The organism is Williamsia sp. 1135, from assembly GCF_002095395.1.
Taxonomy (GTDB): Bacteria; Actinomycetota; Actinomycetes; order Mycobacteriales; family Mycobacteriaceae; genus Williamsia.
This window is the reverse complement of record NZ_MJEI01000070.1, coordinates 42002-55064: the sequence shown is the minus strand read 5'-3', so window position 1 is coordinate 55064 and position 13063 is coordinate 42002. Positions and strand designations below refer to the sequence as shown.

The following is a 13063-nucleotide window of genomic DNA, read 5'->3' as shown; positions in this document are numbered from 1 at the left end:
TGTCGGCGGACATGAAAAACTGCCCGTAGGCGGACATGAAAGTGCCCACTGACGGCCAATAAGAACTGCTCACTGGCGGGCACGAATGTGCCCGTTGCCGGCCATGAATCTGCCCAGTCCTGTTGATCCCAGTGCGGCGCGTCTGCGCCGTGGGGGCCTCTCCCGAGGTTCGATGTCGATGCCTAGTCGATTCGAATCACCCGGGAGAGACCACATTGAAGTCTGACGGAGAACTCATGGAAATACTCAATGCCTACGATCTGACTGGGTCGTATCGCGCGGCAGCCGAACTTTGCGGGTGCTCGCATCACACGGTCAAGAAGGCGGTCGAGGACCGCGATGCCGGCCTGCCGCCGCAGGTTCGCCGGGCCCGACTGATCGACGACTTCACCCCGAACCTGGAGAAGTGGGTGCAGGATTCGCACGGCAAGATCCGCGGCGACAAAGCCCACGAACGCTTGGCCGCGTTGGGGTACACCGGCAACGAACGCACCACCCGCCGGGCACTGGCGGAGATCAAAGCTCAATGGCGCCTGGGCAATACGCGAGTGCACCGACCGTGGGTCACCGAACCCGGATTGTGGCTGCAGTACGACTTCGGTGACGGCCCGATCGTGAACGGCCGAAAGGTGGTGCTGCTGGTCGCGTGGTTGGCGTGGTGCCGCTTTCGGATCGTCATCGCCCTGCACGACCGGACCGGGCCGAGCGTGTTCGCCGGCCTCGACCGTGTATTTCGCATCGTCGGCGGCGCTCCGACGTACCTGCTGACCGACAACGAGAAAACGGTCACGACCGGGCACGTGGCGGGGGTTCCGGTCCGCAACCGTCATGCGGTGACCTTCGGCCGCTACTACGGCATCTCCGTCCTGACGTGTGAGCCGGCCGACCCGGCCTCCAAAGGCGGGGTGGAGAACGCCGTCAAACTCGCTAAAGCCGACATCGTGCCGACCGAGACGAACCTGCTAGGCGAGTACGCGAGTTTCGTCGACGTCGAGACCGCGTGCGGCGAGTTCATGACGCTTGTCAACAACCGGGTCCACAGGGCCACCGGCCGGGTACCGGCCGAGATGCTCGAGATCGAACGCACCCAGCTCCATGCGGTGCCCGATCTGCCGCACACCGCGGGCCTGGGGGTGACCCGCAAAGTACCGGACAACACTCCGATGATCACTTTCGAGCACGGCCAATATTCCATCCCGTCAACATTATTGGGACACAGTGTGTGGGTGCGCCACCACCCGGGTACCGATGAGGTCATCATCTGCGCCCTCGACGGCGGTGGCCCGGTCGAAGTGGCCCGGCACCGCCGCACCACCCGCGGCACCCCCGCAATCGATGACGCCCACTTCCCGGATCAGCCCGGCAAGATCCCCGGTGACTACCGGATCCGCGCTCGTAGCGCTGCTGAGCACGCTTTCCTGGCGATCGGAGAGGGCGCGGTGGTGTGGCTCAAAGAAGCCGCCGCCGTCGGGACCGAACGGATCTTTCAGAAGATGACCCACGCCGTGGACCTTTCGACCCTGAGTAGCCGCCCGGATGTGGATTGGGCATTGGGTCACGCCGCGGTGCACGGCCGGTTCGCCACCGGCGACCTCGACTCGATCCTCGCCAGCAAAGGAATGGACCCGACTCGCCACCAAGCCTCCGAAGACACCTCCTTGGCTCAAGGAACAACCGGATGGAACTCGTTCGGCCTCAACAATTCTCACGTAAACGACGAGGACATCGCATGAGTACCCCGACGCTGCCGGCCGAGGTGGAGCAGTTGATGCGCCAACTGCGGCTTCCCCACGCACGGGCGGTCGCCGGCGACGTGTTGGCCACCGCCCGCTCACAACGCTGGGATCCGGCCGAGGTCATCAAAGCGTTGCTGACTGAAGAAGCCGCTGGTCGAGCCCGGTCGATGCTCACCACCCGCCGCAAAGCCGCACGGTTTCCGACCGGCAAAACCTTCGATGTGTGGGACGAGAATGCCTCCTCGATCCCACTGCCCACCCAGCACGCGCTGCGCACCCTGGAATGGGTGGGGCGGCGGGAGAACCTGGTCGTGTGCGGGCCAGCTGGGACGGGGAAGACATTTTTCCTCGAAGCATTGGGACACAATGTTATTGAAGCAGGTATGCCGGTGGCTTGGTTCACCCTCGAACAGCTCGGGGTACTCGTACGTGCCCATCGTGCTGATGATTCTTTGGGCAAAGCCGTCGCCAAGATCGTCCGCGCCGAGCTCATCATTGTCGATGACGTCGGGCTCCTCCCGGTCGGCGCCGACGCTGCCGAGGGGCTCTACCGGATCGTGGAAGCAGCCTACGAACGCCGATCGGTCGCGGTCTCGTCGAACCTGCATCCCAGCGGGTTCGATGAGTTGATGCCCAAAACGTTGGCGACCGCCACCGTGGACCGACTGCTCCACCACGCACACCTCTGCCAGACCAGCGGAGACTCAGTCCGCCTCGCACAAGCCCTGCACGGACAGGGGGTCAAAGCCTTGAACTGACCACCCTCGGAACCGGTGGCGGGCACCGCCGCATGGGCAGATTCATGTCCGCCACCGGGCAGTTCTTATTGGCCACCTACGGGCAGTTTTCAAGTCCGCACATGGGCAGTTCCCGATGACCGTTGACAAAGCTCGAACTGGAGGGCTACCCCGATAGTGAGTCACTACCGAAGTACCGCTGCGTATCGGCGCCGCTGTACGCGACCGTTCACTCGGGACCGAGTTCGTTCAAGCAGCTAATTTCGAAGCTTCACGTACCCGAACGCCTGTGGGAGCACGTTCCGGACAGTCTCAATCTGCGTCAGTCGATCGACGAAATCGAGCAGATGGCGGAGGGGACGAGCTCCTACACCTTCTCCACACCAGGAATGCTGATGGCGTCGTCCGGCTGGACCCACGATCTTGGCGAGGCTCCATTTCGGGTGATCGAGAATCTCTACTTCTCCTGTAGTGGTGCGCAATTACGTGGTGTTGTGGGGGCGGTGCGAACGGTTCTCGTCGATATGGTGGGTGACCTGACCGCGGACCTCCCGATGGCGTCACTTCCTACGAAAGAAACGGTGGATGCTGCTGTGAACGTGAACGTGTACGGAAATGGCGATCACAACCATGTCGAGGTGGGCGGGAATGCGAACGCCCTGAACGTCGGTACTGGAGCGACGCAGAACATCGGCAACACGACTACGAATCCAGCGCTCAGCGAAGTCACTCAGGCGATCACCGCGCTTCGCACCGAACTCGCCGGCATCAGCGACGAGGACGACCGTGCCGACGCAGAGCACGCGCTCACCGAGTTCGAGGAGGCGGTGACGGAGGAGAATCCCGATGAGAGCAAGATCCGCCGTGCCGGCCGTTTCCTCGTCAAGATCCTTACGCCCGCCGCCTCGGCTGGACTTGTAGAAGCTGCGACTGGCCTCGTGCCTCTAGCGATCGCAGCGTTGTAACCGGGCCGGCAACGCAGCAGGAATGTCGGAGGTCCTGGCTACATTCACGGCATGAGAATTCCAGACAAAGATCAGTGGGCTGCGCTGCAGGAGCATGTTGGTACGGGCAGCTACTACGCCCCGCTCGGCTTCTACCTGCCAGTTGTGGCACTAGTTCCCGATCCAACGAGAATTGCTGCTGCAGTTACGACGGTCGACATGAACGGCCCGACTGTTTGGACCTCGTACATCGCAACCGATCGCGCTTTCGCGCACGTGAGCGCATCCTTTGACGCCGAGCTATTTGATGCGGCGCTCGAGGACGAACAGTTCTACCGGCACAACCCGCCAGAGGTGAAGTTGCTGCAGGCCTGGGTCCGGCCGATGTCGTCGATCAGCAGCATCAGCTTTTCTAGCATCGGGCGCCGCGCGACCCCGAGGTCAGAATTCTTCCCAGTCGGCGCCGCGAAAGTCACGTTCGTTGGCGGTGACTCGGTCGAGATTCCAGGCCACGCCAACAATTACGACGAATCGGCGCGCGAGCAGCTCGACGCGTTGCATTCAGTGCTCCGCGGCGCCATCGACAAATGAGTCGAGCGACCAGGGCGTAGCCCGCAGATGGCCCGCAGCAGCTCAGAAGCGCACCCTATCCGGCAAACCGAGCAAACGTAGCTGACCTGCAATAATCGCCACAGTTCATAACAGCTCACGCTCACCATCGCTCGAGTAGTCGTTCTCGCTCTACTACGATGTGTGATCTGCCTCCGGCAAAGGACGTGTGATCTGCAGTAGACCGAACACGATCCGCCCGCTTGGCCTCGGCCAGGCGGGCGGATTTGTTTTGTCCAGAACTCGCGGCGACATCGCCAACCGACTTGTTCGAGGAGTCGCCCGGAGCACGAGAGTGCCGACATCGCTACGGTGGGTATCCAGGGGGGCGATCACCGGATGGGACGGCCGGACCGATCACCGAACGGATAGAGGTGCAACCGTATGCAGGCCGCCGAACAGGTCGTCCTGGTGTCCGATGACGGCACGCCGATCGGTGTCGCCCCCAAGGCAACAGTCCACGACGGCGCTACTCCCTTGCACCTTGCGTTCTCGTGTCATGTATTCGACGGGGAAGGCCGGGTCCTCGTCACGCGGCGGGCTCTGGCCAAGACCACCTGGCCCGGGGTCTGGACGAATTCCTTCTGCGGACATCCCGGTCCGGGAGAAGCGATGGAAGACGCGGTCATGCGTCGAGCCTCGTTCGAATTGGGTATTCGCACAGACCGGATCGCACTGACACTTCCCGACTTTCGGTATCGCGCGGTCGACGGATCCGGAATCGTCGAGAACGAGATCTGTCCTGTCTATCGATCCGATCTGGTGGGCGACCTCCGGCCCAACCCGGACGAAGTCGTGGAAACCCGGTGGGTGCACACGGCGGCCCTTCGCACGGCAATCGATGCAGCGCCATGGGCTTTCAGCCCCTGGCTCGTTCTGCAGGCCCGGCAGCTCTACTGAGCACAGCGTGGCTCGGCCGAGGTCACACCATTCCCACCTCGGACAACATGGTCCGGGTCTGCGCCACAGACGCCAGCTCGTCCAGATCGATGTCGAGTCCGGCAACCTCTGCCAGCGGGGGCAGCTCGTAGGTCGTCGAGGTCACGCCCGACACCACCGGGTATTCGGCCGCCTCGTCCGCGAAGTAGGCTTGCGCGCCCTCGGACAGCAACTCTCGCAGAAACTCGATTGCCTGGGGTTTGTTGTCGGAATATTTGACGACTCCGGCACCGGCGACGTTGACGAGGGCGCCAGGATCTCCGGCGGCGAAGCGGTGCAGGCCGACCGACGAGGCGCCACCGGCGAGGACGAGCGGGTACCAGTAATAGTGGTTCGTGAGCCCCAAGGTCGCCTGTCCAGAGGTCACGGCCTGCACCACGGACCCGTTGTCGGGCAGAGCAATCGGGTCGTTGGCCAGGAAGTTTGTCAGCCACCGGCGAGCCGCATCATCGCCTCGCGTGACCCGCAGCGCCGTGACGAACGACTGGAACGATGGGTTCGTCGGGGCGTAGGTGATCTGGCCCCGCCAGCGCGGATCGAGCAGGCCATCGATCCCGGCAGGTAACTGGGCGTCGGTCACCCGCGCGGAATTGAAGATGAGGACCCGCTCACGCGCTGAGGTCGCGATCCAGGTTCCTTTACTTGATCGATATCGCGCTGGGACCAGGCCGAGGATGTCATCGGGCAACGTCTCGAGCATGTCGTTTTCGTCCAGCATTCCGAGGGCGGCCGCGTCTTGACCGAAGAAAACCTCGGCGGGTGTGTCGTCACCTTCGGCAAGCATTCTTCCCACCTGTGCATGGGTGTTGCCCGCGTAATCGACGTCCACCGTGAAATCCAGTTCGCCGCTGAACAACTCGATCATCGGGGCGACCAGACCTTCGTCCCGTCCCGAATACACGAGGATCGATCCTCGGCCCTCGACGTCCGAATCGCCGCCTGGGGCACCGCAGGCCATCGCAACGGCCAGTAAACCGGAAACCACCACGAACGACAGGGCTCGCTTGAGCAGCGGCACACGATCTCCATTCCTTGAAAAGGGATATACCCGGCTTTTCGGGCGTGCAGATACACAGTAGCGAAGATAGTTGTCACGCACACAAGACGCAGCGCCAATTGCGCGGCGGATTTCTATATCGGCTGTTCAAAGTGCGCTGGCGAGAGTCACCTTCGGACACGATTCGACGTCTACAGTCTTCACTCGATCCGATGGGTCAGGGCCTGCGAAGGCTTTCCGGTATTGATGATCAATCTCTTCCGCGTCGACGACGATCCCGCCTCGGAGCCGTACCCCTGCCGATCGGCAGCATCGGCCAACCATCGATCGAACGGGGATGCCCAATCACGTTCGACCTGCTCATCGAGTGCCTGGAGTCTGTTGTCGATGGGTTCGTGCTGGTCGGGTGGACATTGCTCCCGCAGAGTCTGCAGAAGGGCACGAAGCCGACGCTGTACCTGCGCTGCATTCGACGAGTAGTGACGGATCTCGTCGGTGCCCACGGCGACGAAGTCGTCCCACGTCCGTCGGTAGCCCCCGATGAGCGTCAACGACGCGTACTGCTGGTCGACGCGCATCCGCGGAGCGAGCATCAGCAGGAGATCTTCGATGTGATCGAGTGCCTGCACCGCACGACCGGGGTCATTGATGGCCGGCGACAGCGCCTTGAGCGCAATATCCGAGATCGACTGCAGCGCAGCCGCTGGACTCACGGAAGGCCTGTGTGTGTCCCCGAAGAGCAGGGTGGCCAACAGCTGGTGTGGTCTCACTCCATCGCCAGGACCGTGCACCTCGAACACATCGGCATTGTGCGCCACAAAATCTCCGATACCGATCAACAGATCGACGCGAACATTCCAATCGGTGGCGAGCCGTTGCAGCCTCGGCAGATCGACCGCCATCAACACCCTTCCCTGACTGGGTATCTCACGAAGCTGAATCACGGTTGTCTGCGAACCGGGTGCAGGTTCGACCGCCACCGGTGGTTCGTCGCCCGGATCGCCTGTTGCCTCGACGGGATACACCCGCCGGATCGCGCCGCGTCCCTCGTTGGCGATCCATCGCAACAATTGCGACGAATTCAGAACACTGCCCACCTTGACGACGAGTGCGATGAACATGAAGACACTCAGGATCGTGACAAGGAGCGCCAAGAGTGTCGAAAGACCGGGCGCCGGCACGTCCTTGCTGTCTTCGGCGATGTCGAGGGCGGTGATGAGGGTGAAGACGAACGTAGCCAAGAACGTTCCGATCGACCACCGCATGATGGGATCCTGCTGCAACACCGGGATCACCCGGACAGAGATCTGCGAGGCACCGAATTGCATGGCCAACGTGATTGCGGTGAAGACCAGACCCGTCAGGGTGGCCATCGCGCCGGCGATCACACCGAGAAGTGTCGATGTCGAACTGGCATCCATCCCCTCGATCACAAACGTGTCGTCGACGGTCGTGACGACCAGCGCAGTCAGGATCGACAAGGAGACCAACACCGCGGGAAGTCGCCAGACCGGGATCATGCCCAGTCGGTGTCGGGTGCGCCGCCACCGGATCGCGGTGGCCACTCGGTTCGGGGCCCGAGCACCCGGTTCGGCCACCACCACGTCGATCGGAATCGGCGCAGGGTGATCGGGGATTCCGAACCGACCGGCGACCGCCTCCTGCACGACGATCTTCCATCGTACGATCGGCTCCCGATAGCGCTGCTCGCGGCGGATGGCCTTCTCTCGCTTCCCTGGCCGGGTGCTGTATCGCCACCGGGCCCACGGTGACGCCGGTCGGCCGATCCGGATGGAACCGACGATCAGCAAGGGCAGGACGAACAGACCGATCAGACCGGTCCACAGCTTGCCTTTGAGCAGCGTGATGATCGCCAATACCGCCGACAAGGCCAGCACCACGATCACCGCCACTCTGGCGGCGGTATCCGGCGCATTCTCGTAGTCGTTGAGTTCGCCACCGAACCCGAAGGGCCGCAGACCCATCAGGAACAGGGTGATGACTGCGATCGCGACGAAGACCGCATCGATCGAAGACCGGCCCTCTTCCTCCCAGTACACATCCCTCAGATGCAGCACCAGCGCGAACTCGTCGAGAACCAATGCTGCTCCGATACCGAAGATCGAGGCGAGAAGGCAGTTGGCGATCGGGGTGTGAAAGCTGGCGAGCGCGACAAAGCAGAACCCCGAGATCATCATCATGATCACACCGAAGAACTCGTGATGCATGTGCACGCCGCCGGGTGTCACGTTGCCCGGCCACCACGACACCTGGGCGCGGATCATCCGCACGCTGAACCGGATGAACAGAAACGTCAGGACGAACGCGACCAACAGGAAGAACAACGGCAGGCGGCCAGTATCGACGATGGTGCGGTCAAACCACTCGTACATGCTCACCTCTCGCGTACCGGACCACATCGACGACAGCCATCTGCGAGAACAATATCGCCGAGGACTGCGATTGGTTTGGGCAACGGACGCTCAAGTAAGTTGCGATCATGACTCTCAAGCGCCTGTCCCTGACCATCGTCGCCTCCTCGGCGCTCTTTCTCGCCGCCTGCGGATCCGACGATTCCTCGGACACCGCCGAGTCGACCACCGCAGGTGCCTCCGGCACCGCCGCAGCGGCGACCTGCCCGACCGCAGCTCCCGCGGGCGACGTCGCGCCGGAATGGACGCTTCAGGGCACCACTGGTTCGGTCGAGGTCACCGGTTCCACCGACTCCGCCGCGCCCAAGGTCACCGTGTCCTCTCCGTTCACGGTCGACGCCACCCAGGTACAGACGCTGACCGAGGGCACCGGCGCGGTTGTGCCCGAGACAGCCGAGGTCTCCGTCTGCTACATGGGTGTCAACGGTCGCGACGGTTCGACCTTCGACAGCAGCTACGAGACCGGCTCGCCCGTCGACTTCCCACTGACGGGCGTCATTCCCGGCTTCCAGAAGGCCATCGCCGGACAGAAGGTCGGCTCCACAGTCGGGGTGGCGATGACGTCGGCAGATGGGTATGCCTCCGGTAACCCCGCCGCGGGCATCGAAGCGGGCGACAGCCTGATCTTCGCGATCAAGATCCTGTCGGCGCAAGGCTGACAACCAGCCCGCGGTGATCTGAACCGCCTATGCCGAAGGTCCTCAGGTCTGCTGCGACGAAACCGCGGGAGATCACGTGGTCGATCGCGATGACCGGCGGAAAGGTGCGATCGGCCGGGTAGGTCATCTTCCACATGCCTCCGGACTGTTCGGTGGCATCCCGAAAGCCGTTCTCCAACAACGCTCGATACTGGGCGTGGTCCCAAGTCGAATTGAAATCGCCGCTGACGATCACCCGGTCGGTCGTCGTGGAGTGGACGGTCTGGCGCAGCCGCTTCATCTCCCCCACCCATCGATCAGGGTCGTATGGGTACGGCGGAATGGGATGCACCGCGTACACGGTGGTCGACGACGCACCGGGCAAGTCGACCTCCGCTCGCAGGTTGTTCAGACCGAAACCGTTGAGCTCCGCGGTATTACGCAGCGGGAAGCGACTGAAGATGCCGGTGCCCACGCCCCCGTCGTCCGGCACCACGAACTCATAGGGAAGCATGCTCCGGAGTTCGGTCTGCTCGAATCTGGCCAATGCCGCCGGAGTGATCTCCTGCACCGTGAGCAGGTCGGCACCACTCGATGCGACTTCGGCGACGACATCATCGACGTTGCCCTCCCCCAGAGTGACGTTCGATGTGACCACGGTGATCCGCTCGCCGGCGGGCGCGTCGGTGGCCTTGAGCAGTGGTGCCTGCGTCCAGATCCCGACGCCGAGGAGGATCACCGCCAGCACGGTGGAGATCCAGCGCCGGGTGACGGCCAGGATGATCACCGCCGGGATCGCGGCCAGCAGTAGCCATGGCACCGCGCTGGCGAATGCCGTCGACGCGCGACCTTTGCCGGGGTAGTAGTGCAACCAGATCGCGACGATGACCGCGGCGAGCAACGCCCACCCCAGCACGACCGCGATGAAGTAGAAGACTTTGAAGGCAGCTCCGCGCTGAGCGAGACGCTGCTTCACCCGCCGAATACCTTGAGGACCACTGCCTTGGCTCTGCGGGTGACCCGCAGGTAGTTGTCCAGGAACTCCCCCGAGTCGTCGTCATGCCAGCCGGCGACAAATGCCACCGCTCGCAAGGTCTTGCCGGGCGCAGGTAGTTGGTCGACCGGCTTGCCCCGCACCAGAACCAGCGCATTGCGCGCCTTGGTTGCGGTCAGCCACGCCTCCTTCAGCAAGAGGACGTCGTCCTGGGCCAGCAGCTCGGCCGAACCGATCGCGTCGAGGCATTGGAGCGTCGACGTGTTGTGCAGCGACTGCAACCTGTGCGCGTGCCGCAATTGGAGCAACTGCACGGTCCATTCGACGTCGGCCAGACCGCCGCGACCCAGTTTGGTGTGGGTGGCCGGATCGGCGCCGCGCGGCAAACGTTCCGAGTCGACCCTGGCCTTGATCCGGCGGATCTCGCGCACCGCGTCCGCGGACACTCCCCCAGCCGGGTACCGAATCTGGTCGGCCATGTGCAGGAACGCAACTCCGAGGTCTTCGTCGCCCGCGACCTGGTGTGCCCGCAACAATGCCTGGATCTCCCACGCCTGCGCCCACTGCTGGTAGTACGCCGCGTAGGCGGCCAACGTGCGCACCACCGGTCCGTTGCGCCCTTCCGGCCGCAGGCCGGTGTCGACCTCGAGGGGCGGATCGGAGCTGGGTGTTCCGAGCAGCGACCGCACCCGCTCGGCGATGGTGTTGGCCCAGCGAACGGCTTCGGCCTCATCGGCGCCCTCGACGGGATCGCAGACGAAGAGCACGTCGGCGTCGGAACCGTAGCCGAGTTCACCGCCGCCGAGACGACCCATCCCGATCACGGCCATCGTGGCCGGCGCGGGCGATTCGCGTTCGGCGACAGAAGCGTTCGTGACGACCGTCAGGGCAGCATTGAGCACACCGGCCCAGACCAGCGACAGGGCCCGGCAGACCTCGGGTACGTCGAGCATGCCGAGGATGTCCGCGGAGGCGACTCTGGCGAGTTCGAAACGCCGATGTGAACGCGCGACCGAGATGGACGCCTTGAGGTCGCGCTGGCGGATGGCCGAGGCGACCATGCCGCCCACGACGTCCTGCGGATCGACCTCGACGAGCTTCGGTCCCCTTGCCCCGTCGGCGTACAGCCGGATCACATCCGGCGAACGCATGAGGAGCTCGGCCGCATACGCCGACGTACCGAGTACGGTCATGAGCCGTTCGGCGACCACGCCTTCGTCGCGCAGCAGTCGCAGGAACCAGTCCCGGTCGGCCGCGGCATCACAGAGCCTGCGGTAGTTCAGCAGCCCCGCGTCGGGATCGGGTGTGCGGCTGAGCCATTCGAGCAAGGTTGGGAGCAACAGCTCCTGGATCTGACCTTTTCGGCCCGCTTCGGAGACGAGTGCCTTGAGGTGACCGAGCGCGTTGTCCGGTTTGCCGTAACCGAGGGCCCCCAGCCGGCGAATCGCCGAGGTGTCGGACAGTCGCAGTTCGTCTTTGTCGAAACGGGTCACCGCCTCGAGCAGGGGCCGATAGAACAACTTCTCGTGCAGGCGGCGGACCCGGTGGGATTGCCTGCGGATCTCTTCCCGTAGGACGCCGCCCGCATCGAGGTCGCCGGTGGGCCGGATGTGTGCCGCACGAGCGAGCCACCGCATCGCCTCGATGTCGTCGAACTCGGGCAGGGTGTGAGTCCGTTTGAGCCGCTGGAGCTGTAGGCAGTGCTCGAGCAGGCGTAAGAACTCATACGAGGCCACAAGATTGGCACCGTCGTCGCGACCGATGTACCCGCCGTCACGTAAGACCGTCAGCGCCTCGACCGTGCTCTTCACCCGAAGCGTCTCGTCCACGCGGCCATGCACCATCTGCAGGAGCTGTACCGCGAACTCGACATCGCGCAGGCCGCCCCTGCCGAGCTTGATCTCGCGCTCGCGCAGGTCTTCGGGCAGCATCTCCTCGACGCGACGACGCATCGCCTGGACGTCGATGACGAAGTCCTCGCGCTCGGAGGCCTCCCAGACCATCGGGCTCACCGCATCGACGTAGGCGCGTCCGAGTTCCATGTCGCCGGTCATCGGGCGGGCCTTCAGCAACGCCTGGAATTCCCAGGTCTTGGCCCAGCGCCGGTAGTAGGTCAGGTGCGACTCGAGGGTGCGGGTCAGCGCGCCGGCCTTGCCCTCCGGTCGCAACGCCGCGTCGACCTCGAAGAACGCCATCGATCCGACTCGCATCATCTCGCCCGCGATGCGGCTGGTCTGGCCATCGGCCGGTTCGCTGACGAAGATGACGTCGACGTCGCTGACGTAATTGAGTTCGCGTGCACCGCATTTGCCCATCGCGATGACGGCAAGCCTGGCCGTCAACGGTTTGTCGCCGCAGACCTCGGCGATCGCCACCGCCAGCGCCGCGGTGAGTGCGGCGTCGGCGAGCTCGGCCAAGAAGTTGCTGACCTCGCCGAACCGCAGCACGGGCTCGTCCTCGACGGTGGGTGCGAGATCCCGGGCAGCGACCTGCAGGAGCAGGTCGCGGTAGGCCAGTCGCAGCGCGATGACGGCTTTGGGGCCGGTCAGTTCTGCCCGGTAGATCAAATTGTCGTTGTCCTCGTGGCCCGCTTCGGGCTGCGCCGACACCGCGCCCAGCATCGTGCTCCGCACTTCGGCGACGTCGAGTAGGTCTTCCCGGGTCAGCAACCGCCACGCGTGGGTTTCGGCGACCAGATGATCACCCAGTGCGGTAGAGGATCCCAGCACCGCGAACAGCCGCCCGCGGAACCGTCGATCGGTGCGCAGGAGGTCGTCGATGTCGTTCCAGTCGGGCCCCACGGCCGAGCGCAACCGGACCAGCGCGCGCAACGCGATGTCCGCGCTGGGTGCCCGCGACAGCGACCACAGCAGGTCTACGCACTTCTCTTCGTTCCAGCCGAGTGTGGCCAGGTCATTCGCAGCGGTCGACTCGAGAAGACCCAACCGGCCGACGCCGGGTACGCGAGATCGGGACGCAGGTGGTGTCACAGCTGTAAAGGTACTGGGCTGGTTCTGACGAGCACCAACAACCCACC

Annotated in this window: 10 protein-coding genes; 6 read left to right on the top strand and 4 right to left on the bottom strand. The window is 64.0% G+C overall.

The features are described from left to right. Positions 1 to 215 precede the first annotated feature (215 nt). The 5 genes from istA to idi all read left to right on the top strand — a co-directional run bounded on the left by istA (position 216) and on the right by idi (position 4926). On the top strand, positions 216 to 1733 hold the full coding sequence (gene istA, locus BFL43_RS05710) for an IS21 family transposase (RefSeq protein ID WP_084889768.1): 1518 nt from the start codon (positions 216 to 218) through the stop codon (positions 1731 to 1733). Further along, positions 1730 to 2494, top strand: coding sequence for an IS21-like element helper ATPase IstB (gene istB, locus BFL43_RS05705; RefSeq protein ID WP_084889766.1), 765 nt, complete (start codon positions 1730 to 1732; stop codon positions 2492 to 2494). The genes istA and istB overlap by 4 nt, the downstream gene beginning before the upstream one ends. Before the next feature lie 122 nt (positions 2495 to 2616). After that, positions 2617 to 3438 carry a hypothetical protein gene (locus tag BFL43_RS05700; protein ID WP_084891594.1) on the top strand — a complete coding sequence of 274 codons (822 nt, stop codon included), beginning with the start codon at positions 2617 to 2619 and terminating at the stop codon, positions 3436 to 3438. A gap of 51 nt (positions 3439 to 3489) precedes the next feature. Beyond that, positions 3490 to 4008, top strand: a complete 519-nt coding sequence (locus BFL43_RS05695) for a hypothetical protein (RefSeq protein WP_143695117.1) — start codon at positions 3490 to 3492, stop codon at positions 4006 to 4008. A 402-nt stretch (positions 4009 to 4410) separates the two neighbouring features. Then, positions 4411 to 4926: an isopentenyl-diphosphate Delta-isomerase gene (gene idi / locus BFL43_RS05690; protein ID WP_084891590.1), complete on the top strand. Its 516-nt coding sequence runs from the start codon at positions 4411 to 4413 to the stop codon at positions 4924 to 4926. 22 nt (positions 4927 to 4948) lie between these two features. Here idi and BFL43_RS05685 read toward each other — a convergent pair whose 3' ends face one another. After that, a complete protein-coding gene (locus BFL43_RS05685; RefSeq protein ID WP_240498084.1) occupies positions 4949 to 5983 on the bottom strand; it encodes an extracellular solute-binding protein in 1035 nt (344 codons plus the stop codon). Positions 5984 to 6162: 179 nt separating this feature from the next. After that, on the bottom strand, positions 6163 to 8355 hold the full coding sequence (locus tag BFL43_RS05680; RefSeq protein WP_084891589.1) for a DUF2254 domain-containing protein: 2193 nt from the start codon (positions 8353 to 8355) through the stop codon (positions 6163 to 6165). Between the two features lie 107 nt (positions 8356 to 8462). Between BFL43_RS05680 and BFL43_RS05675 the strand changes: the two genes are divergently transcribed. Next, positions 8463 to 9053 carry an FKBP-type peptidyl-prolyl cis-trans isomerase gene (locus BFL43_RS05675; protein ID WP_084891587.1) on the top strand — a complete coding sequence of 197 codons (591 nt, stop codon included), beginning with the start codon at positions 8463 to 8465 and terminating at the stop codon, positions 9051 to 9053. Here BFL43_RS05675 and BFL43_RS05670 read toward each other — a convergent pair. Both BFL43_RS05670 and BFL43_RS05665 read right to left on the bottom strand, forming a co-directional pair. Continuing rightward, on the bottom strand, positions 9028 to 10008 hold the full coding sequence (locus BFL43_RS05670; RefSeq protein ID WP_168176536.1) for an endonuclease/exonuclease/phosphatase family protein: 981 nt from the start codon (positions 10006 to 10008) through the stop codon (positions 9028 to 9030). The two genes, BFL43_RS05675 and BFL43_RS05670, sit on opposite strands and share 26 nt — an antisense overlap. Next, positions 10005 to 13016: a bifunctional [glutamine synthetase] adenylyltransferase/[glutamine synthetase]-adenylyl-L-tyrosine phosphorylase gene (locus BFL43_RS05665; protein WP_084891583.1), complete on the bottom strand. Its 3012-nt coding sequence runs from the start codon at positions 13014 to 13016 to the stop codon at positions 10005 to 10007. Before BFL43_RS05665 ends, BFL43_RS05670 begins: the two co-directional genes overlap by 4 nt. Positions 13017 to 13063 lie beyond the last annotated feature (47 nt).